Here is a 22,969-nt window from a genome sequence, read left to right on the forward strand (position 1 = left end):
CTTTATGAACATAGGTCACGCATGCTTATGCCATCTCATGTTGCTTTTTGGTCTCCACTTCATAGACCTGTGTATGTTCATTCTCGGCCAAAGACCATTCCACCGTTCCAGGTTTACGCACTTTCCACACCCAGGCTTGAACTCGCAACGAGCTTCTGACCCAGGCTAGGGAGGCACAGCGTTTCTCGGAACGAACCGTCAACCCCCAATGAATAACACGAGCGAGCCAAGGATTCACATACTCATTATGTGAGCGAACAGATGGCAATTCATCCTGGAACAACCGCTGTTTCACGTCCATAGGGGGTTGCCCGCATGCCCAATAATGGAGCAGAGCTGCCAAACTATAGATGTCCGACATCGGTCCTTGACTGGATTTCTCGGAATAGAACTCCAGCGGGGAATAACCTGCCGATGTAAATATCACCTGTTTCTCTCCGGATTGCATAGGCCAACGGGTGGCTGAGCCAAAGTCCAGAAGTTTGGGTGTACCGTCCTCCATAACCATAATGTTGGAAGGTTTCACGTCCCGGTGAAGAATGCCTTGCTTATGTATGTAATCCAATGTATCCACCAGTGGAAGCAGCGTCTCCGTTATGAAGGCAGCATCAAGAGCATGATTGTGTTCATTCAGATACTCGGTCAATGTGATTCCCGTGCAGTATTCCGTAACCAGATACCCCGTATCATTTGCTTCAAAATGATCCAAATACGAAACAATATGAGGATGGTCCAGTTTCGATAACAGTTCACCTTCAAGCAGAAATGCAGCCAGTAGCTCCTGATATTGCCCACCGTATCCTCGTGAAGAACAGAACACTCTCCGCTTGTCTGCCTGACGTTCAGCCAGTCTCTGTGGGAAAAATTCCTTAATGGCTACCTTGGCACCCGTGTTACGATCTCGTCCTGCATATACAATAGCCAACTCACTGCTGGCTAATACCTGTCTTACCTGATATGTATCATTTATAATCACATTGCGCTGCAATGTCATTTTACAATTGTCTTTTCTCATAACAGACCTCTTTTCAACCTTGTCGATCGGAAGACTTTCCGCGTAAATGCATCACTTGGTTTAACCAGTCAGCAATTCATCGCCAACTATACATATAAACCAAATGATGCAATTTGAAACACCTTAACGCGAAATATTTAAATATTAGTGATATCAAGCCTTCTTCGTTCTACTGCTAATCCCTATCCACACTATTCTATAGAAGAAAAGCATTCTCTTATATAGAGTATCGACAGATGGATGTAATTACTTTATTAAACTGGAGAAAAACATTTCTCATCCTTCATTAACAGCTTTTATTAATAATTATTCTGTAAAAAACGCCCGATTTCCTCATTCATCTGAACCAATACGTCCTGTGAAGGAAAATGTCCTGTATCATACTTGATGGCTTGAACATTTTGAATAATCTTTTGAGCCCGTTCAATGCACTTATCCGCAGGGAAAAAGACATCCTTCTCTCCTACCAATAACAAGGTTGGTGACGTATAATTCACCAGTTCTTCTCGCTCCGTGAGCTTGGGCAGATCCTGATCTATGCTGACGTATTTAAAAAGTTTGCCGATAATGTTTTTATCCATTTCTTTCATGCAGTTGCACGACATGTTGTCCGTAATTTTTTGCAAAGAAGATGGTGAAGACGTCATGCGGTACTTGACGAGCGGCAGCGTGATATCCTGAGCTGTTTTAATTTTGGAGTTGACCGCAAGACCCGCAGGAGCAACCAATACGGCACACGAGATGCGTTCCGGAATATAGGTAGCCAGTCTGAGGATAATGCCTCCTCCAAACGATGGGCCGATAAACGCACTCTTTTCAATATCATAGTGATCCAGCAGATCCGACACCCATAAAGCCAAACTATCAAACCGTGTGGAGATACTCGCTTCCTCACTATAACCAGGGTGACCAATCGTATCAGGAGCAATAATCCGGTATTCCTTGAATAAGGAAGAGAACCAGGACAGCGTCATCGGATTCACACAATTACCGCCTTGGAGAATAAATAACGGCTTGCCATCTAGAGGTCCTGTCAGTAAAACATGCGTCTTGCCAAAACGCGTCTCTACATACTCCCGAGTAAATTTCTCACCCAACTCGTTCAAATAAATCTCATACTCTTCAAGTATGCTGCTCTTGCCTTCTTCACTTCTATAAATGGAACTCATGTCTGCCTCCTGCAATATATACTCAAATAACCCATTCTAGTGAATGGACTTGCTAATCAGTGGACCAAAAAGATAAAGAGGGCCTGCAGATGACAGGCTCCTCCATATGTTTAACTAATCATATTCAGATGATTATAGAGCGGAAACTGGAAATTGTAAATAACGATTCTAATAGATCAGAAATAAAGGAGGCATCCTTTGGAAAAATTCCTACTTCCGTCCGTAATCTGCCTTGATTTCGCCCCACTGCTTGGTCTGCCATTTTAGCACTTTATTGCTGTACGTATTCGTCTGGAGCCACTGCTCTGCACGATCAATCATCAGCCAGATCTCTTCCGTGGAGTTGTCCCGTGCTAACGTCGTGGCTACTTTTTTCTGCTTTAGCCATTTCATGGCATTGACCGAGTCGGTATACACCGTTTTGGTACTGCCTTCTTTCTTCAGATGTGCGAGGGCATGTACAATGGCCAAAAATTCGCCCAGATTGTTCGTGCCTTTGGAGATCGGTCCAACAGAGAAAATAATCTCACCAGTGCGGGTGTCCACCCCTTTGTATTCTACAGGTCCAGGATTACCGCGTGTACCCACATCAACGGAGATGCTGTCGTAATCCACTTCCTCTGACGTTTCCATGCCAGCACTTCTTCCGCTACCAGCCGACTTTGTCTTCGACGCTCCGCCTGCACTTGAACCCCAGTTCCCTTTCCATCCAGCACGATACGCTTCTTCTGCGGCTGCTTTGGACTCATATGATTTATATTTTGCTCCGGTATAATGATCCGTCTGCGCTTTGCAATCTGCCCATGTGTTATATACACCAGGCTTCTTGCCTTCCCAGACAACATAGTATTTCTGTTTTGCCACTGTGACCCGCTCCTTTGTTCACTTCATCAATACCCTATTGTAAACGATCCGGTGGGCGGAATGAAAGCTACGGATTTAGCCAACTGCATAATTCCCTTATCTCCAGAACAGCCTAAGAAGCAAAGAGCAAACTGGAATAGAAAGGAATATACGTATGGACTGGATATGGAAATCCGTTTTACTTGTTCTTGTCGGCATGATCCTGCTGAGAATTGCAGGACGCAAGTCAATCTCCCAGATGAGTGTGGTTACAACGGTCATCATGATCTCCATCGGAACAACGATTGTGCAGCCCATCGCAAATCATGAACTTGGTAAACCGATTGGATCAGCATCGGTATTTATCGCGACATTGCTTGTAGTGGAACAACTGCAATTGAAATTCAATTTTTTTGAACGGCTCATGAGTGGCACTTCCAAAATCGTGGTAGAGGACGGGAAGGTCATTATCCCGAATCTGAAACGTATGCGTTACACGATGGATCAGCTCGAGATGCACCTGAGGAAGGAAGGTATTACGAGTGTGGACGATCTGGAGATGGCAACGGTGGAACCCAATGGTCAACTCGGTTATGTCCTGAAACGACATGCTCGTCCCGTGACGATTGGAGATCTGGAAGAGATCCTACGAAGTTATGCAATTACATCACGTAGTAGCCCAGCAACGGGAGAACACCCTCAACAAGACAACAGCAACAAGTCTTCAACGCATAGTGATAACTCCTCAGATATTTTTCAAGAAGTCAGCAACGGTGCTCATGCTCATCCCGTTGATCCTAAGCTTCAATAATTGATCCCTACCCCCACCTAAAAAAAACAAAAGACCGGCCCTGTGAGCACTCAACAACATCGCTCCAACAGGTACGGTCTATGTTCACTTCAATTGATTATTGCGAAGATTTCTCCACGTCATCCAGACGAAAGATATAGTCCTAATCAACGTGTACTCAGATAAGCGATGCCCAAACCACCCGTAACCGGGTTCTTATAGATTTCACAATCGACATCGAATACCTCACCAATCATCTCACGAGTCAGAATATCTGCCGGTTTGCCATGGACCACAATATGGCCCTTTTTCACCACATAGAGATAATCGCAATATTCTGCGGCGAGTTCGAGATCATGCAGCGCTGCAAGTATACCAATGCCGAGTCCACGGACAATATTTAGAATTTGAAGTTGGTATTTGATGTCCAGATGGTTGGTTGGCTCGTCCAGGATCAGGAATTCAGGTTGCTGTGCCAGGACACGCGCCAATACCACACGCTGTTTCTCTCCACCAGACAGAGACACGTAATTACGATCTGCATGTCCAGTCAGATGTACTTTTTCCAGAGCTTGCTCCACGATTTCGTGATCCCGTTCATTATCTGTCTCCAGCATTTTTTTGTGTGGAGTACGACCCATCATGACCATCTCGCGCACCGTAAAATCAAAACTCAATTCATTAAACTGACCGACAACGCCCATATGTCTGGAAACGACCTTCGGGCTGGATTTGAGGATATCTGTATTGTCCAGAAAAACCTTGCCTTGCTGCGGTTTGATCACTTTATAAATGCTCTTGAGCAGCGTTGACTTGCCACAACCATTAGGCCCGATCAGTCCAACGAACTGTTTACCGTTCACCTGTAATGAAATATTCTTGATGATGTCCGTGTTCAGCACAGAGATGGATACATTTTCTACGTTCAGCTTCATGGTTAATTTCCTCCAAAACCGTAGCCTTTTTTGACCAGCATATACATAAACATTGGTGCACCAATCATGGCCGTAATAATACCGATTGGCAACTCCACGCTGGATATGAGGGATCGTGCAATAACATCCGTCCAGATGAGGAAAATGGCTCCAAACAGTACGGATACAGGCATCACTTTACGATGGTCGGAACCTACCAGACCTCTGACGATATGTGGAATAATGAGTCCGACAAAACCAATCATGCCACAGCTCGCCACCATAACACCTGTCACCAAAGCGGTTAACAGCATGTACAGTCTGCGATACACACTCAGATTAATGCCCAGCGTAACAGCTGCTTCATCCCCCAACAACATCGTATTAAGAACTCTGGACTGTAAAAGGAAAAATAGAATCGCCACCAGCACGACGATACCCACGAGTGGAAGCTTGTTCCATCCGGAAGCCGCCAGGCTGCCCATGGTCCAGAATGTCACCGTTTTGATGCCTTCAGCATTGTTAGCAAAATAAATAATAAAGTTCGAAAAAGCGCTGCATAACGCGTTAATGACCATTCCGGCAAGCACCAGCTTGACCGACGTCATTTTCCCCCGAATTCCTGCCAAAGTCAGGACTAGTAAGGACGCACCCATCGCACCGGCAAAGGCCCAGAAAGCAACCCCCGTCTGACCTATCCACCCAATCGCACCGAATCCAATAAGAATTGCAAAGGTTGCTCCAAGTGAAGCGCCTGAGGATATACCCAGTATGTAAGGATCAGCCAGCGGATTCTGCACAGCAGCCTGCATAACAGCACCGCACAGGGCCAAGCCTGCACCGATAAACATCGCCATCAGCACACGCGGAAAACGAATCTGCCAGATAATATCGGTAAAGGAACCTGCCTCAATGGGTGTTGCCCCCCACTGAAATCCTGTTAATTTGGTTAAAAGAATACGATATGACTCCGCCAGCGGAATACGAACCTGTCCAATGGAAACCGCGATCCCTACAGAAATAATCGTAATCATGATTAAAGCTGCAATCAGTAAAGCAAACCCGGATTTACTATGAACCAGAGACCCTCTTTTCCCCATACGCTGTGTCTGAACCTCAACCGTCTGTGCCATCTCTTCCCCCATCAATTCATCTAAAATGTAGAACATCATAAATTTAGCTATTTACAACGTGTTTTCTCGGATTATAATTGAGAATGATTATCTTTGTCAATTTAAAAGAAAGGGGTTCATCATTTAATGAAATTCACATCCGGAAGCATGTTGAGAATACAAATAAAACGACGTATCCGCTCACAATTGAGAATTTCATGTAGGTAAAGAGCTGGTTGTAGGTGCAAGCCCGGATCTGGTACTCGGACGGGGCGACCTGTTCGCTGATGCAGACTGGGGCGTAGGTACCGTCGACGGATTGAATGACATGAATATCCGTACGTTCGTGCAAACGACGAATCACAAAGGCTCACTCGATAGCCTGTATAGTGATATTGCACAACTTGGGCAGATCGTCACGGATCAAAGCTTGACATTAGTTTGATAACAAACTATATTACACGTATGAAAACAAGAGACGCTATTTCACTCATATCCAAAATTAAAGAGAAGGTCAACCGCTTTATCCTGGCCGAGATGGCTGAGCAGGGAATCCAGGATCTCGCTACGTCCCATGGAGATATTATCTATGCCCTGTACAATAATCACAGGATGACTATGGCTGAAATCGCCAAAAAAATTGGCAAGGATAAATCCACGGTGACTGCACTTGTGGACAAATTGGTGCGGACAGGATACGTCGTTAAGGAGCGTGATGCAACAGATTCACGAGTTGTTCATGTGGCTTTGACTGCAAAAGGCGAAGAGTTAAAGCCAGTCTTCGAAGAGATATCACAGCGCATGCTGGACGTGTTCTATGGGGACGTTACGGAAGCGGAGAAAAAAGAACTGCTGCGAATTTTAATGAAAATTCATAGCAACTTCTAATTTTTTTTGGAGAAATAGTTTGATATCAAACTAATAGTTTAGAGGAGGTTTTTGGTATGACGGACTACACACAATTTTTACCGGAACATGAGGTAAAGAAGATCGGAGAACATGATTTACACTTGGAGATATTCGCAGGAACCCCGCCTCATGACGAAAAAACAACGACCAAGAAGCCCCCACTGCTGTTCGTACACGGTGCATACACAGGCAGCTGGATGTGGAGCAAATATATTCCCCACTTTGTCCAGCACGGTTGGACCTGTTATGTCATGAACCTGAGAAGTCACTACAAGAGTCGGGTCATGGATATGACAAAGATTACGTTTGACGATTATTTGGAGGATATTCGTGAAGTGTTAGCCGAGTTCAACGAGCCTCCCGTTCTCATTGGCTTTAGCATGGGTGGGATTCTCAGTCAAAAGATTGCAGAAACCGTTACTCTGGCAGGCCTGGTTGTGATCGACGCCAGTCTGAGCAAGGAAGTCCATGAGCTAATCCCCTACCCTGAAAGTAATCGTATCACACCTGGAATTATCATGAATGCACCTGTCCGTGATGAACTAACCAGTATAGATGAGACGGCAGAAGACATTGCTTTTCAGCTTAAATATCTGCAATCGGAGTCCGCGAAGGCATTTGCTACCTTTTCAGTTCTTTGTGGAGCCGATGGTGTATCCATTAATGGTGACCTGATCCATTGCCCCAGTCTGGTGATCAAGGCTGTTTCCAGTGAAGACGAAGATCAGAGAGGCAAATTAACTGCCAAGCAGCTGCATGCTGCATATGCCGGACTGTGGGATACGACCCATACGGGTTTACTTGTAGGCCAACGGTACATGGAACCTGTCGATATCATCCTTGAATGGCTGAACAGACAGTTCCCCTTTGAATTAACGGAAAAACCCACAAATTAAAATAAATACCATGTTAAGACCTCCTTTTTACCTTTAATCCTGTATGCAAAAGTTTGATTTTTTCAGATAAGCTTATATGCATAGTTCTGGATAGGATTAAAATATAAGAAATGAGGTTTTATTCATGACCATTAACACCCCCCTCCCAAAACAAAGGGAGCTGCCTTCCATATCTTCAGAACGCCTTCCGTGGGCTGGGCTTCTTGCATTAGCCATGGCGGGATTTATTTGCATCCTCACTGAAAGCCTGCCTGCGGGACTGCTGCCGCAAATCGCAAAAGACTTGGGGATCACAGAGGCTCTTACCGGACAGTTGGTGACTCTTTATGCCATTGGATCACTTGTTGCTGCCATTCCCTTGACTGCTGCTACACGCGGATGGAGGCGCCGACCTCTTCTGCTGGCATGCATTAGCGGTTTTCTTGTCTTTAACACCGTTACCGCCTTATCCTCAGATTATATCCTGACACTTGCTGCTCGTTTTATGGCGGGAGTCTCTGCGGGTGTGTTATGGGGAATGACAGCAGGTTATGCTCGTCGGATGGTCCCGGATTCGTTAAAAGGTAAAGCCATGGCCGTGGCTATGGTCGGCACACCGGTAGCATTAGCCCTGGGTGTCCCAATCGGTAGTTTTCTTAGTTCTTATATCGGCTGGCGCCTCATCTTCGGGATAGTATCCCTTCTGACCGTAGCTCTAATCGTATGGGTTTTCTGGAAAATGCCAGACTTTGCCGGAGAGCCCGCTGGGGAACGTCTTCCGCTGCATAAGGTGTTTTTAATTCCGGGAGTTAGGCCTATTCTGTTTGTTGTTCTGGCCTGGATGCTTGCCCATAACATTCTATACACCTATATTTCTCCCTACCTTGCCCAGACCGTATTTGCTAACAGAGTAGACTTGATTTTGCTCATTTTCGGTATTACTTCCATTGTTGGAATTTGGTTAACCGGAATGCTTATTGACCGGTTTTTGAGGAGATTGGTTATCATTAGCTTGGCATCATTCGCTCTGGCCTCTGTCGTGATGGGAATCGCTACTCATCAACCTGTGATTATTATTCTTGGCGTCATGATCTGGGGACTTACGTTTGGCGGGGCCGCGACACTGTTACAAACTGCCATCGCTCAAGCCGGAGGCAAAAGCACAGATGTCGCCCAATCGATGCTGGTTACAGCATGGAATCTGGCGATTGGCGGAGGAGGCATCATCGGGGGCATCCTTCTTGAAGTATTAGGAGCAGGATACCTTTCTGGGGTGCTGTTTATCTTGCTCATTCCTGCGTTGCTTGTAGTTATGCGTGCTTATAAATATGGATTTCCCAAGTAAGTAAAATAACAGGAAGGCATTTTGCATGAGTTAAACGTAAGACAAAAGAGGAGTTCACTTGATGTGGACTCCTCTTCTGCATTACATTTCAAAGTTTTATAGACTGTAATCTTATTCTGCCTGTGCCAACAGATTTGGTCCTTCCACGAGATTCTTATGTGCAATTGGAGAAGACATGGTGATTAAAGTCATGTAAGTACCGTACGGATCACACTTGTTCTCAAACTCCTCGAGTCCCTGAATGGTGTCTGTGAGGATTTTTAGCAAGTAATTGTACTCCCCGCTTATCCGATAACATTCCACAACTTCAGGTGATGCACGACAGAAATCCAGGAAAGGATAACAATCCCGCGTACGAAAAAGAACATAGGCTGTGCTTTGCTTGCCCAATTTGGAGGGGGAGATCACGGTTCGATATTCCTCGATGATTCCCTTTTCTTCCATTCGTTTGACTCGTTCAGTAACAGCGGGCTGAGATAACCCCACCAATTTGCCTAGTTCGGTCATGGATAATCTCGCCTGATTCTCCAAGTGATACAGAATATGCTGATCTATTTCGTCCATGTGATCCACTCCTTTAAATACATAAGATATATTCACAAATTACCTTAAGTGTATTCGTCAATTCATTATAATGCCTTTAACAAACCATGTAATACAAGATCAATCATTTATATAATAAACACAGTTATCCCGAGAAATCAAATACATCAGTTGGTGAGAGGAAGATAAGCATGAGAAAAAAAGACATGACAACATTGCATAATTATGTGGATGAAGCCATTGACCGCGCTATAAGCGAAAAAAGAATCGTAGGAACAGTTGTACAGGTTGCATTAGGAGGGGAACTGGTATATAGCCGGGCTGCTGGTTTCGCAGACAGGGAGCAAAAGCGTACCATGTCGGAAAACGCTCTGTTTCGACTTGCTTCCGTAACCAAACCTATTGTCTCGACAGCAGCTCTGGCATTAATCTCCCAAGGAAAGCTGAGTCTGCATGATCCGGTGACCCGCTGGCTTCCTGCATTCCGGCCCAAACTTGCCAATGGTCAGGATGCTTTAATAACAGTACATCAGTTGATGACGCACACCGCAGGTTTCACATACCGTTTCTTCCAAGAAGACCAGGGAACCTATGAGCTTGCAGGAGTATCGGACGGAATGGATTGGTCTGAAATGAGTCTAGAGGAAAATCTGCAGAGGCTGGCTTCTGCTCCTCTTCTGTATGAGCCAGGAAACATGTGGAGATATTCCATTGCGACAGATGTACTTGGTGCCGTTATCGAAAAGGTAACTGGGATGTCACTACGAAAAGCTGTTCAAACGCTGGTTACTCTTCCACTCCACATGACCGACACTGACTTTGTTGCGGTGGATTCGGAACGATTGACAGCCGCATACGCTAATGGTTCTGAAAAACCGCGTCTCCTTCATAAGGAGTTGGAGCAGATTCCTTTTATTGAGGGTACTGCTGGCTTCCGACTGTCACCCAATCGTGCGAATCGTACTTCTGCTTACTTATCGGGCGGAGCGGGTATGGTTGGAAGTACCGGAGATTTTCTTACTTTACTTGAAGCATTACGACAAGGAGGACAGCCTCTCCTTACAGAAGCCGTTGCGGCTGAGATGTCTACCAATCAAATCGGTGATCTCGTGATGCCATACTGGCCAGGCAGAGGGTTTGGCCTTGGTTTTACCGTACTTAAAGATCCTGTCGCAGCCGGTACACCGGAATCCCCGGGTACGTGGCGGATGGGTGGAACTTACGGCCATTCCTGGTTTGTTGATCCAAAAGAAGAACTTAGTGTTGCAGCATTCACCAACACGGCACTTGAAGGGATGTCGGGCCAGTATACCACCGATATCTGTGATGCCATCTACGCGAGCATTCGTGAAGGCAAAGAGGCTGCAAGAATTTAAAAAACATAAATACCCGCCCAGTCTGATTGGGCGGGTATATTTATTAACAAAGGTAAGTTTTACTGTCTGTTATTGCTCAAACTTCTCTTTTTGAAAAGATAGATCCCCGCAACAAGGATGAACCACACCGGCGTGACAAACAGTGCAACACGCGTATCCTCGGCCAATGCCAATACCACTAGCACAAACGCCAGAAAAGCCAAAATCAAGTAGTTCGAGAACGGATATAGTGGCAGTTTGAAGCGGCTGCGACTCGCCAGTTCCGGCTGAGTACGACGATATCTAAGATGACAGATGACCATGATACCCCAGACAAAGATGAAGCACACGGTCGACACGCTCGTGATCAGTGTAAATACGCCTTCTGGCATGATATAGTTCAGAACAATCGCAATCAAAATAACAATTGTGGAGAAAAACAGCGCGTTGGAAGGCACTTTCCTGTTGTTCAATCGTGCAAACGACTCGGGTGCGTTGTGATCTTTTGCCATGGAGAACACCATACGGCTTGTACTGAAAATGGCACTGTTACACGCCGAAGCCGCTGATGTTAACACAACGAAATTCACAATGCCGGCGGCAGCCGCAATACCCACAGCGGCAAACACTTGTACAAACGGACTTTCCGTAGGCACAATGGCGTTCCACGGATAAATACTCATAATAATCAGCAGTGCGCCAACATAGAAGAGCAGTACTCGGATCGGAATCTGGTTAATGGCTCTCGGAATAACCTTCTCCGGGTTCTCCGTTTCCCCTGCTGTGAGTCCCACCAGTTCCATGCCTACAAAGGCGAACACCACCATCTGGAACGATATGATGAACCCATGCAGTCCATTCGGGAACCATCCCCCATGACTCCACAGATTGGTGAAGCTCGCTGGACCCTGATCCGTGGTAAAACCTTTGAATATCATATATAAACCAACAATAATGAGTGCCAGAATAGCCACGACTTTAATCAGGGCAAACCAGAATTCCATCTCCCCAAACAACTTGACTGTTGCCAAGTTCATGATTAGCAAAATGACTAACGCAATTAACCCTGGCATCCACTGAGGTACATTTGGAAACCAAAACTGTGTATACAATCCAACGGCCGTAATATCAGCCATGGCAATGGAGATCCAACAGAACCAATAGGTCCAGCCTGTAATAAATGCCGCCATATTTCCCAGGTAATCACGCACAAAATCGACAAAGGAATGATACTGCAAGTTGCTTAACAGCAGCTCCCCCAATGCACGCATGATCAGGAACAACACAACACCCGTAATGATGTAGGCCAGCAAGATGGATGGCCCTGTTAGCTGGATCGTTTTGCCTGCTCCGAGAAACAGACCTGTACCGATCGCACCTCCGATCGCCATCAACTGCACATGTCGGTTCTTTAATCCCCTTGTTAACGTTTCTTGCTGCATGATCAACCACCACTCTCTTTCTGCAAAAATGCTCTCTACGATGCAAAATATTATTACTCATCATATAATAATCTGCTCAGAATACATATCCCTCATTTATATATTTTTTTGCACAGCAAAGAGGCCACCTTTGTAAGAGGTGACCTCTTGATACGCTCGTATTTCATGCCCTTTGCTTTTATAAGCTTAAGTTGCATCCGATCCATACTATCATCAGCCTATGTACATTCCTTTGTTATTCTCATGCCATGTCATGCTGATTATACATATCTATAGAAGTATACAAAAATATAAGCCAAGCATAGAGCGGCAACAACTAAAAAGGTAATCGCTAACGAACGTTCGGTTTTCCAAATTCGAATCGCATTAGCAACATTAATTATGAATAACGCAAGCAAGTTAATGGTACCCGAGTTTGATTGGAACGAGTTGAAAACGATCATTATAAATCCTACGATCCAGATTAACAAAAACCACAGTGGAGTTTTCCGAAAAAGCTGCTTCATTATGATTTACTCCTTATATATTAAATTGGTCTGTGTACAAGATATTCTTCAATAGGAATGAAAATTCCTTTATTTAGGTCATAACCCCAAATAATTAATACGATTTAGACCCAATTTTAAGTATCTTCACAGTAAAAAGGGCTCCCGATAAGGCGCCCTCTGGTCTGTTCAGCTATTATTTTTGCTTTTCCAATCTGTTCTGAGGATATCAATCAGTGTAATTTCATTGCCCTCTTTGTCCGTACCAATTTCAGAGAGCGCGGTGTATCAAATTTTCGATCTTAATGCATCTCCCTACAAATACGATAGGTTCAGAGAACACCATCTTTTTAACGAAAAGCGCTTTTAACTAGCAACTACTTTTGCTTATAAAACTCGTGGTACAGCTTCATTAACGCTCGCTTCTCAATCCGTGATACATAAGAACGTGAGATCCCCAGTTCCTTCGCAATTTCGCGTTGAGTTCGTTCCTCCCCGCCTGCTTCCAGGCCAAATCGACCGATCACTACTTCCTTCTCCCGATCATCCAGGATGTCGAGATTGCGATAAATTTTGCTTTTTTCAATCTTGAGCTGCACTTTATCTACAACGTCGTCGGCTTCTGTTCCGAGGATATCGATCAGCGTAATTTCGTTGCCTTCTTTGTCCGTACCAATGGGGTCGTGCAGGGATACGTCTTTGCGTGTTTTCTTCAGGGAACGCAAATGCATAAGTATCTCGTTTTCAATACATCTCGCCGCAAATGTGGCAAGCTTTGTACCTTTGCCTTGTTGAAAACTTTCGATGGCTTTGATCAATCCAATGGTTCCGATGGAAATCAGGTCTTCCTGATCTTCACCCGTATTGTCGAACTTCTTGACGATATGCGCGACAAGGCGCAGATTGTGTTCAATGAGCAGATTGCGAGAGTGAGCATTGCCTTCAGCCATAAGACGTAAATGTTTGGCTTCATCATCCTCAGCCAGAGGCTGGGGGAACGCATTATTTTTGACATATGAGACGAGTAACGTTAACTCTTTAATGAATAGAGCAATTGCGGTAAACAATCCGGGCACAGATGACACCTCCTGCAGTTTTACAACGATCTGGCCTGAGCACATGTGGGAACAGGGTCGATCTATTGTATGTAGGCAGTGGCCCAGAAGTGCACGTACACTTGAAAAAGGGGATGATCTTGCGAAGATTTCACAGACTCACAGAAACGATGGATCCCACCCGCTGAAGCAGGAGAAATTCTTTTTCCACACTTTCGATAAAATACTTCTTTTCACCAAATAGGACAACATCATTCTGAGCTAATGAAACATCGCTTTTAAAATAGATCACATTGTCCGTTTCCCGAAACGCACCTTTGTAATAAAACATCCTATTTCTCTCCTTCATGTATCTACCTATGTAATTAACTACCCGCTCCATGTGGATCTGCTTCCTTCATGCTAACATATTCTCTCTCATTCATCATGTCATATTCGCACACTAACCAACATAAAGCCCCAGCCCTGTGCAGAACAGAACTGAGGCTACATATCGATATGAATTCCTGTTTCTCCTGTCGATTGCTTCAAGAAGCTAATTCAAATTAAATTATTTAAAGATTCGTTGTGAGAACTGATACAGGCCGCTGTTCCAGACAGATGGTTCATGTCCACCTACATCCTGATACCAGGTATGCGGAATGTTCATGCTGCTCAAGCCGTTTTTGAAATTCTGGCTGACCCATAACAGACCATCACTCGATCCACAGGAGATCCACAACAATTTGAGTTGGCTAGCGACTTGTCCAGGGTTGGAAACCAGCTGTGATACAGATTGCGTATTCGGTGCAGCCGAGAAGGCCCCTACCCAAGCGAAGGTATTCAGATTTTTCAATCCGAAGTTAAGCGACTGCCCACCACCCATGGACAGTCCGGCTAGCGCACGACTATTCTTGTCTTTGTACACTGGATAATTGGCCTCGATATGAGGAATCAGATCCTTGAGCAGGTCTTGCTCAAACCGTTCAAACGCAGCCACTTTGTCCGGAGCAAAAATGTCACCGACTGGACGGTCGTCCTTCATGGCACGGCCATTCGGCATGACAACGATCATCTGGGACAGCTTGCCTTCCGAATACAGGTTGTCCAAAATGTTCTTGGGTTTCATTGCATTGACCCACTCATGCTCATCCCCGCCGATGCCGTGCAGGAGATACAAGACGTTATACTTTTTATTCGGAGAATATCCTGGCGGTGTATACACGGTCGCTTTCCGTGTATTGCCCACCGTTGTGGAGTAATAGGATATCAGATTGGTATTTCCGTGCGGAATATTGTTTCGATAGCCATCAAAACCCGGTGGTGCCGGCACCACCGAAGTATTAGCAAGCGCATTGTTTGCGTCATTGCCGGATACATTCATAGATTCATACGCTGTGTTCTGAGCACCAACCTCGCTGGAATCCGTAGCAAAAGCCATTGTTGGGGCAATCATGGCAACGATCATCGAAAGACTTAAAAGGATTGTAATACGTTTTTTCATCTCAATTTCTCCTCTCAATTTTGTCAAACTTAAGTATGCGTTTCTCGAAGTTTCACTGGATTACGCTTGATGCTGAAGTTCAACTTTTTTCTAACGCGGTGAAGCAAGCTTCCTCTCAAACCAAAATTGAAAGCCCTTACAATAAACAGGTTAGATCACCTCCCTTCCCTTCAGAAAAAACTGAACCTGTAGATTTCACTCTGTTTTTCCGACATGGAATTACTTATATAGTATATTTAAACTTATTTATCCATTTTTCGCAACAATATTTTCATTTCTAGCGATTCAATTCAATGATCTTATAGCATCAGAGTTTTTCTTCTTTCTTCTTTCTTCTCGAATCCTAATTCAAAAATTGTAAAATACTGTTGTTAAATTGAATATTTTACCTTATTATAACTTCCATAGGGGGGTGTCTATGAACAATTTCAATAGATTCATAATAGTTTTCTTCTGAGAGATGCTTTCGCAAAAGTTTCAACGTCTCGTTCGCCAATATCTTTTGCAACTACTTTATTTTCTGGGAGGAAAATGATGATGTTCAATGTACGCTTTTCGATCAAAAAAGCATGGGCTTCATTTCTGGTTATTACATTATTGCTGCCTTTACTTGTCGGGTTATGGCCATCCAATGTCTATGCTGCATCTAACAATGAAGGAAAAATATCCATAACCGCAGATGATGAGTTCACACTTTTTATAAACGGCAGACAGACGGGAAAAGGCACCGACTGGGCCAAAGCCTATACGTTCCCTGTGCCGATTCAATCTGGCATCAATGTGATTGCAGTTCAAGCGAAGGATATAGGCCTCTATGCGGGACTGCTGGCAGACCTTAGCTACGGAGATGAGAATCTGGTTACGGATTTCAACTGGAAAGTATCTGAACGATATATTGAAGGTTGGGAGCAACCCAAATTCGATGATTCGTCATGGTCACGTGCTACTGACTTCGGACGGTATGGCAGTGATCCTTGGAAACAGATTAGTGGCATGCCTGAGGAGACCAGTGCACGCTGGATCTGGGCAGGCAAGACCAATGTGAATGCTCCAGTTTCAGAAGCATATTTTCGAATCTCATTTAACGTCTCTGAAGATGGACTGGCTATTAGCAATCCCATTTCTTCTTCAGGTCAATTCGAGCAAGTCGATTATCAGTTAAAACCGACCCAACCCATGCCTGCTTCCATGGTGAAGAGACTTCCCGTGGTAAATGCCGTCTTTGAAACGGTGGAAGAGAAAGGTTCAATAGAACTTAGCACCCAAGAGGCTGCCCAAATCGGTAATAACCTAGCTCCTGGTCAGATCTTTCTCGATCAGTCCTCTGCCCGGGCTATCAAAGTTACAAGCGTCAATAGAAGCTCTGGTGGTATGCGGGTAGATTACATCACTCCGGGTGTGGAGGAATTGTTCGATTACTATGATATTCCCGAGCAGGAGGTCTCGTTCGAAGAGCGTAATATCGTCATGCCTGATCCTGAGATGGTATTGGATAGCAAGGAATGGCTTGTTCATGAAACCCCTTCCTTGTTAGAGACCGATATAACTGACGATGCTGAAATGCGACAGTTCAACATCGACAACACGATTCAAAATGATTTGGATGCAAATATGGACAGGGTTGCGGATGCAGAAAGAATGGATATCGCTTCCACGGATATTGCACCCATGGATCTGAATGATGTGATTCGTGCTGCTGGAGCAGGTGATTTTGCCAATTGCAAAAAATCCGGCAATGAGTTTGTCTGTGATTTCAAGAAGGTACTTGTAAATCAACAAAATGCAAACGGTAACAAAGTGTTCGTTGAAGCAGGTGGCAAGCTCACCTTGATTGCACCCAAAGTTACGGGGAAATACGGATTTTGGGGAAAATATGATCTGAAATTTACTGCTGGTGAGAAAGCCAACATCTATATCAAAGGTGATGCCAAGTTCAAAAAAGAGGTCAAGGTTCCAATCATGGGCTTCAATATTGGTGCTGGCAATCTCGGAGCCGTATCAGTCGGCGTTTTTCTGGTCATTGGTATTGACGGCAACGTCACCTTTGAATTTCAGGTCGATCAGGGATACACGGTTACCGCGGGAGTCAAAGGGAAAACACGTGTTTTTATTCCCGTGAAGATCCAGCCTTACAGCAGTGTGAACAGATATCTTACGGTAACCCATAAAATTGAAGGACAGATCACTGCTTGGGCAGGAGCCAAAGCGGAAGTCGGTCTGAAAATTGCCGGCAAAAAAATACTTGAGGTAAGTGTTTTTGCCGGCATTGAAGGCACAGGGAAATGGACAAGCAGCAATAATGTGCCCAGTACCATGTCTCTAAAGATTGATGCTCTCGTCAAAGGAGAAGGAGCTGTATTTAATAAGTCCTTCAAACTCTTCGAGCTGCGCTGGAATTTGGTGAATCTGGTGAAAACCCCTACCAATCCGGGAACCGGACAGAACCTGGCACGAAATGCTGCCATAACGGTAACTTCAACCTATCCCGGGTATTCAGCAGCCCGAATCAATGACGGGGATCGTAACACGGCCTTGGGGGAAAGTTATAGCTGGGCCAATAACCGTAATTCCTCACTTCCCCAATATGTCGTCATTGATTTGCCGGCATCGAGTTCAATCCAGCGAATTGATCTGTATACCACCCAGGGATACCCACTTGCCAATTATGATCTGCAATACTGGAATGGCTCAAATTGGGTGAATCTCGTACAGATTACAGACAATCAAGAGTTAACGCGATCACACACATTTTCAGCAGTCAGTACTTCCAAGATCCGTGTCGTAGCGAGTAAAGGTCCTTCCCATCAGCCAACCTATGTGCGAATCAATGAGCTTGAAATCTATTAAAACAGCATACCCAAAAAGCCTCAGCTCCTGGTTACACAGGATGACTGAGGCTTTCTTGATATCTGTTTAGTATACGGATACTGGATTAACTACCTCTGCACCCTCGGGTGAAGTCTGTCTGTCTTTCATTAACAGACTGATGAACAAGCCCAGCAAACCCAGTGCGGCAATAACTGCGGCATACAAAGGTACAGATATAAGTCCTGTATGGGTAATTGCATATCCGCCCAGATAGGCACCACCTGCATTCCCCAGGTTAAATGCGGAGTGACTTGAGGTAGTCGCAAGTAGCGGTGCTTCACGAGTCATATTCATAATCCGAATCTGAAGTCCCGGCATAATACCAAAAGCGGCAACCCCCCAGAAAAATATCGTGAGCACTGCCAGATACGGATTCTCCAGCGTCAGCGTGAGCACTGCCAGAAGAACAGCAAGGATACCAAAGTTGACGATTAACGAAGGCATCAGCTTCCAGTCTGCCAGACGGCCGCCAACCAAATTGCCCAAGGTTACACCGAAGCCAAACAACACCAGAATCCAGGTCACACTTTGCTCCGCAAAACCGCTAATATCCACAAGCATCGGCGTAATATAGGTGAAGACTGTAAACAAACTTCCGCACCCCAACGCCCCAATAAGCAGAACCAGCAACACTTGGGGACGAACCAGATTCCGGAATTGCTGTCCCAGGTTCGCTGGTGCTCCTTGCGGGAGGACGGGAATGAAACGAATGATACCAATCAACGAAATGATGCCCAAGATCGTAATCGCCCCGAAAGATGACCGCCATCCGAGCTGTTGCCCGATAAACGTACCAAACGGAACGCCAATGATGTTGGCAATCGTAAGCCCCGCGAGAACAACCGATACCGCTCCTGCCCTTCTCTCGGGCGCAACAAGCCGCGTCGCCATGATTGAACCTACACCAAGGAATGTACCATGGGCAAATGCCGTTAAGATCCGTGCCGAGATTAACAACCCATAGGTGGGAGCAATGACAGACAATGCGTTCCCGATAATGAAAATGCACATCAGCAGCACCAGCAGTTGTTTCTGCGGAATCTTGTGTGTAAATACGGTCAAAATCGGCGCACCTACCGCTACACCAAGCGCATATCCCGTAATGAGTTGTCCAGCCTGCGGAATACTTACATTCAGGTCTGTTGCTACATTGGGCAGTAAGCCCATAATAATAAATTCAGTCATACCAATTGCAAAAGCACCTATCGTCAGGCATAACAGGGATAATGGAAACGCCCCTCGTTTACCTGACTGTGAAGCCTGTGGTTGTAATGTGTGTCCAGTCGTGCTCATAGATGTTCTCTTCTCCTGTCTCTTAATCAACGATTTTCTGTCGCCTTTAACCACAAGGCTTCTGTTAGTTGTTCGAACGTTCCACGCATGGCCAGCTTGTCCCGCCAGTGTGCCGGAATACCACTCAATCCATAATAAGCACCTGCGATTTGTCCGTACACCGCACCCGTGGTATCCGCATCATCACCCAGATTAACAGCTAACAATGCGCCTTCCTCAAAACTTGAGGACTTATGAAACGCCCATAGTGCTGCTTCAAGTGAACGAACCACATAGCCGCTGCCCTTAATTTCCGGTGGTTCTTTGCTCTGATAGGAACCCATAACAACCTCTTCAATAGCAGGTGAAAAAGTAGGCTCTTCCCTCCACTGTCTGCATGTCTCCGGCATCAGCATGACGCTCTTGTCCACTCCGCGCAGACCGGCAACAACTATGGCGGCTAGCACTTCACAGGCTTCCACACTTTCCGTTGCAGCATGTGTTGTCCGGGAACTAAGCCCGGCATAGCGGACCGCCTCGTTTGGTTGATTAGCATAAGCCATCACGACAGGTGCAAGCCTCATAATAGAGCCATTGCCCGCCGTCATCGGGTCCGTTGATCCGCTGTAGGCTTCTCCGGTTATCTCAAACCTCTCCAAGGCACTTCGTGTGGCCCCACCGATATCAAAGCAATCGCCTGTGCTGCTCATATACCCGACCTTGTACCAATTGGTGTATCTGCGCATCTGATCTGCAGGATCAAACTCTGCCTTGCGTACCAGACTTTCTGCCAGGCACAGAGCCATCGACGTATCATCTGTCCACTGCCCTGCCTCCAGCCCGAATACGCCGCCACCCACGATATCCCTTACGGGTTCAAATGTGCCCGGGCTACTGAATTCCACGGTAGTTCCCAACGCATCACCCACTGCAAGCCCGATGAAGCAGCCATTGAAACGGTCCTTTTGCAACATGCTTGTCTTCCTCCCTTACTCCATATACTTTCAGAATCTTTCTTCCATTCTCCCACAGGGCCTGATCTGGCGTAAAGCTAATAAAATCCAATACATTCAGCTCCATTTCTTCTATTATAAAAGTGTCGAAAGCTGTTGAACGGCCAGATGATCTAATTTTCATAAAAAAAGTTTTATTTTTTTGAGCTGTAAAAACAGTTTATTCAGTACACCGCTTACATGCAAAAGGGTTAACGGTTTGCAACGTCCATTTTTTTCTGAAAACAAATCATACATGTGAAAATTTTCAATGTGAACAATCATGACGCACTTGACCCTTTGGTTTGTCCTATGTTACGGTTTTATTAGCTTCAAACGCATATTTTTTCCCAAATTAATATTCATTTTCGGATTATTGTGTCAACTAATATCCCGCAGGTCAATGAATACAGGGAATGAATTTGCAGAAAATTTTCATTTTTATCCCAAATTAATTCTGAAACAGGAGGAACAAATTTATGATTAAGGCACTGGTGTTTGATTTCGACGGAACGATTATTGATACAGAGACAGCATGGTATATTGCTTTTCGCGATGCTTACAAGGAACACGGCGTAGATTTAACCCTGGAGATGTATTCACAATGCATCGGTACCAGTCTGAAAACATTTAATCCATATGAGTACCTCATCACAGATTTGAATCTTCCGATCGATCGGGAAGCGTTCAGGGAATCTGTTCAGTTGCAGCACGCTGCATTGATGAACAAAGAGGTGGTTCGTCCGGGCATTCAGAGCTACCTTGATGAAGCGCGTAAAGCTGGACTAAAACTTGCTGTAGCCTCCAGCTCCAAACGGGAGTGGGTTGAACAGCATCTGGAACAATTGAAACTGAAAGACTATTTTGAAGTTATCCGTACCGCAGATGATGTTGCAAATGTAAAGCCTGATCCGGAACTCTACAATCAAGCGCTTGAAGCCCTTGGAGTAACTGCAGACGAAGCCGTAGCGATTGAGGATTCACCTAACGGCGCGCGTGCAGCTGCTGCGGCTGGTATGCACTGCGTAGTCATCTCGAATACCATCACAGGAACACTGGAATTCGATATGCCTCACCAACGGCTGTCTTGCTTGACTGACCTTACATTTAACGATTTGATTTCGAAGCCACTCGTCACTACCGTCTAAGGTCTGCACGAATTTCGCGATTCAATCCTTAAAGGGGGAGTTCATACATGAAAGCTGTACATTTTGGTGCGGGCAATATAGGCCGCGGTTTTATCGGTCATATGTTGTCCGCTTCCAACTACGAAGTCTGCTTTGTCGCACGTAACCCGAAGAAAATCTCCATGCTTCAAGAGAGACAGGAATATCCGATTACACTTGCCAATAGCGATCGGGACACTACGATTGTCAACAACGTGACGGCGATCAATGTGAATGAGCAGAATCTGGTTGCTGAAGAGATCGCTTCAGCCGATGTGATCACAACCGCGGTGGGTGTATCTGCACTCGGAGATATCGCCGAACCGATCGCCAAAGGCATTCAACTTCGCATGAAAAACAATAATCAGGCTCCGCTGCATATTATCGCTTGCGAAAATGCCATCGGTGGTAGCACCAGGCTGAAGAAACGCATCTATCCATTTCTGGATGAACAAACTCGCAAAAAAGCCGAACGTTATGTTTCTTTCCCCAATGCAGCTGTGGACCGGATTGTTCCGGCTCAAAACCACAAAGACCCGCTGCAGGTCACTGTTGAACCTTTTTACGAATGGGTCGTTCATCGTCCAGCACTTCTGGATGGATTCAAGAAAATAGATGGCGTCCACTATGTGGATTCGCTTGAACCTTATATTGAGCGTAAAATGTTTACGGTAAATACAGGCCACTGTGTCGCCGCATACTTCGGCTATCTCGAAGGATTCAAGACGATTAGACAGGTGATGAGTAATTCCACCCTTCGGGCCAAGGTACGCCATGTTATGGAAGAGACGGGTCAGATGCTCATCCAGAAGCATGGATTCAACGCACAGAAGCATAACAAATATATCGACACCATACTGGAACGCTTCGCCAATCCCAACCTGACGGATCAGGTCACCCGGGTTGGACGTTCCCCCCTTCGCAAGCTTTCGCCTCATGATCGGCTTGTTCGCCCAGCGCTGCAGGCCAGTGAATTCGGAATTGAAATTCCCCATTTAACTTCTGCTATGGCGGCCGCAATGCTGTTTAATGATAAACACGACGAGGAAGCCATGAAGCTACAACACATGATTCGCGAAGATGGCATCTCCGCCTTCATCCGTGAACGCATGGGAATTCCCGACGAACATCCCGTTTATCAGAATGTAATCGCCCGTTATCAAGAACTCAGAGGACGCAAGGAATCGACTATACTAACCTGAGTAACGGATCAGGGCATGGGTTCGATCCTGCAAACTGAATAGAAGCATGGCCAAGAAGCCGGGAGGAACCTATGCATCCGCATCGCTCCTTCCGGCTATTTGTCTATACACAGCACGGTACATTGTATCTATAT

20 protein-coding genes are annotated in these 22,969 nt (G+C 45.4%); 8 read left to right on the forward strand and 12 right to left on the reverse strand.

What is annotated here, in order from left to right; translation table 11 throughout:
* Positions 1–25 precede the first annotated feature (25 nt).
* The 3 genes from MKZ13_RS22425 to MKZ13_RS22435 form a co-directional block, all read right to left on the reverse strand.
* Positions 26–1,015: a serine/threonine-protein kinase gene (locus MKZ13_RS22425; RefSeq protein WP_339178295.1), complete on the reverse strand. Its 990-nt coding sequence runs from the start codon at positions 1,013–1,015 to the stop codon at positions 26–28.
* Positions 1,016–1,314: 299 nt separating this feature from the next.
* Entirely contained in the window at positions 1,315–2,184 is an 870-nt protein-coding gene (locus MKZ13_RS22430) for an alpha/beta hydrolase (protein WP_105599791.1), read from the reverse strand.
* A gap of 210 nt (positions 2,185–2,394) precedes the next feature.
* On the reverse strand, positions 2,395–3,048 hold the full coding sequence (locus MKZ13_RS22435) for a ribonuclease H family protein (protein WP_076214201.1): 654 nt from the start codon (positions 3,046–3,048) through the stop codon (positions 2,395–2,397).
* 154 nt (positions 3,049–3,202) lie between these two features.
* On the opposite strand from MKZ13_RS22435, the gene MKZ13_RS22440 reads away from it, so the two are divergent.
* Entirely contained in the window at positions 3,203–3,838 is a 636-nt protein-coding gene (locus MKZ13_RS22440; RefSeq protein ID WP_339178299.1) for a DUF421 domain-containing protein, read from the forward strand.
* 146 nt (positions 3,839–3,984) lie between these two features.
* Here the strand turns inward: MKZ13_RS22440 and MKZ13_RS22445 are convergent, their stop codons facing one another.
* Together MKZ13_RS22445 and MKZ13_RS22450 are read right to left on the reverse strand one after the other, a co-directional pair.
* Positions 3,985–4,752 carry an ABC transporter ATP-binding protein gene (locus MKZ13_RS22445; protein WP_339178301.1) on the reverse strand — a complete coding sequence of 256 codons (768 nt, stop codon included), beginning with the start codon at positions 4,750–4,752 and terminating at the stop codon, positions 3,985–3,987.
* Between the two features lie 2 nt (positions 4,753–4,754).
* Positions 4,755–5,831: an iron ABC transporter permease gene (locus tag MKZ13_RS22450; protein ID WP_339185435.1), complete on the reverse strand. Its 1,077-nt coding sequence runs from the start codon at positions 5,829–5,831 to the stop codon at positions 4,755–4,757.
* 477 nt (positions 5,832–6,308) lie between these two features.
* Here MKZ13_RS22450 and MKZ13_RS22455 point away from each other — a divergent pair, with 477 nt between their 5' ends.
* From MKZ13_RS22455 to MKZ13_RS22465, 3 genes are all read left to right on the forward strand, one after another.
* A complete protein-coding gene (locus MKZ13_RS22455; protein ID WP_339178302.1) occupies positions 6,309–6,731 on the forward strand; it encodes a MarR family transcriptional regulator in 423 nt (140 codons plus the stop codon).
* Between the two features lie 56 nt (positions 6,732–6,787).
* The gene (locus MKZ13_RS22460) at positions 6,788–7,648 is read left to right on the forward strand and encodes an alpha/beta fold hydrolase (protein ID WP_339178303.1); all 861 of its coding nucleotides are present in this window, start codon (positions 6,788–6,790) and stop codon (positions 7,646–7,648) included.
* A gap of 124 nt (positions 7,649–7,772) precedes the next feature.
* Positions 7,773–8,972 carry an MFS transporter gene (locus MKZ13_RS22465; protein WP_339178305.1) on the forward strand — a complete coding sequence of 400 codons (1,200 nt, stop codon included), beginning with the start codon at positions 7,773–7,775 and terminating at the stop codon, positions 8,970–8,972.
* A 111-nt stretch (positions 8,973–9,083) separates the two neighbouring features.
* Here MKZ13_RS22465 and MKZ13_RS22470 read toward each other — a convergent pair whose 3' ends face one another.
* Positions 9,084–9,536, reverse strand: a complete 453-nt coding sequence (locus MKZ13_RS22470; protein WP_221824361.1) for an Lrp/AsnC family transcriptional regulator — start codon at positions 9,534–9,536, stop codon at positions 9,084–9,086.
* Positions 9,537–9,706: 170 nt separating this feature from the next.
* Between MKZ13_RS22470 and MKZ13_RS22475 the strand changes: the two genes are divergently transcribed.
* On the forward strand, positions 9,707–10,891 hold the full coding sequence (locus tag MKZ13_RS22475) for a serine hydrolase domain-containing protein (RefSeq protein WP_339178311.1): 1,185 nt from the start codon (positions 9,707–9,709) through the stop codon (positions 10,889–10,891).
* 59 nt (positions 10,892–10,950) lie between these two features.
* Here MKZ13_RS22475 and MKZ13_RS22480 read toward each other — a convergent pair whose 3' ends face one another.
* The 4 genes from MKZ13_RS22480 to MKZ13_RS22495 form a co-directional block, all read right to left on the reverse strand.
* Positions 10,951–12,312, reverse strand: a complete 1,362-nt coding sequence (locus tag MKZ13_RS22480; protein WP_339178314.1) for an amino acid permease — start codon at positions 12,310–12,312, stop codon at positions 10,951–10,953.
* Positions 12,313–13,174: 862 nt separating this feature from the next.
* Complete coding sequence (gene sigK, locus MKZ13_RS22485; RefSeq protein ID WP_062329827.1) at positions 13,175–13,873, reverse strand: RNA polymerase sporulation sigma factor SigK; 699 nt, start codon at positions 13,871–13,873, stop codon at positions 13,175–13,177.
* Between the two features lie 130 nt (positions 13,874–14,003).
* The gene (locus MKZ13_RS22490; protein WP_036615241.1) at positions 14,004–14,183 is read right to left on the reverse strand and encodes a hypothetical protein; all 180 of its coding nucleotides are present in this window, start codon (positions 14,181–14,183) and stop codon (positions 14,004–14,006) included.
* Positions 14,184–14,402: 219 nt separating this feature from the next.
* Positions 14,403–15,335 carry an alpha/beta hydrolase-fold protein gene (locus MKZ13_RS22495; RefSeq protein ID WP_339178317.1) on the reverse strand — a complete coding sequence of 311 codons (933 nt, stop codon included), beginning with the start codon at positions 15,333–15,335 and terminating at the stop codon, positions 14,403–14,405.
* Positions 15,336–15,872: 537 nt separating this feature from the next.
* Between MKZ13_RS22495 and MKZ13_RS22500 the strand changes: the two genes are divergently transcribed.
* Positions 15,873–18,182, forward strand: a complete 2,310-nt coding sequence (locus MKZ13_RS22500) for a hypothetical protein (protein ID WP_339178320.1) — start codon at positions 15,873–15,875, stop codon at positions 18,180–18,182.
* 66 nt (positions 18,183–18,248) lie between these two features.
* Here MKZ13_RS22500 and MKZ13_RS22505 read toward each other — a convergent pair whose 3' ends face one another.
* Both MKZ13_RS22505 and MKZ13_RS22510 read right to left on the reverse strand, forming a co-directional pair.
* Positions 18,249–19,496, reverse strand: coding sequence for an MFS transporter (locus MKZ13_RS22505; protein WP_339178322.1), 1,248 nt, complete (start codon positions 19,494–19,496; stop codon positions 18,249–18,251).
* A 26-nt stretch (positions 19,497–19,522) separates the two neighbouring features.
* Positions 19,523–20,449: an ADP-ribosylglycohydrolase family protein gene (locus tag MKZ13_RS22510; protein ID WP_339178325.1), complete on the reverse strand. Its 927-nt coding sequence runs from the start codon at positions 20,447–20,449 to the stop codon at positions 19,523–19,525.
* 497 nt (positions 20,450–20,946) lie between these two features.
* Between MKZ13_RS22510 and MKZ13_RS22515 the strand changes: the two genes are divergently transcribed.
* Together MKZ13_RS22515 and MKZ13_RS22520 are read left to right on the forward strand one after the other, a co-directional pair.
* Positions 20,947–21,615, forward strand: a complete 669-nt coding sequence (locus tag MKZ13_RS22515) for an HAD-IA family hydrolase (protein ID WP_221824381.1) — start codon at positions 20,947–20,949, stop codon at positions 21,613–21,615.
* A gap of 47 nt (positions 21,616–21,662) precedes the next feature.
* Positions 21,663–22,835, forward strand: a complete 1,173-nt coding sequence (locus MKZ13_RS22520; protein ID WP_237174296.1) for a mannitol-1-phosphate 5-dehydrogenase — start codon at positions 21,663–21,665, stop codon at positions 22,833–22,835.
* Positions 22,836–22,969: the final 134 nt, after the last annotated feature.

It is taken from the genome of Paenibacillus sp. FSL R5-0701 (assembly GCF_037973995.1).
GTDB lineage: Bacteria > Bacillota > Bacilli > Paenibacillales > Paenibacillaceae > Paenibacillus.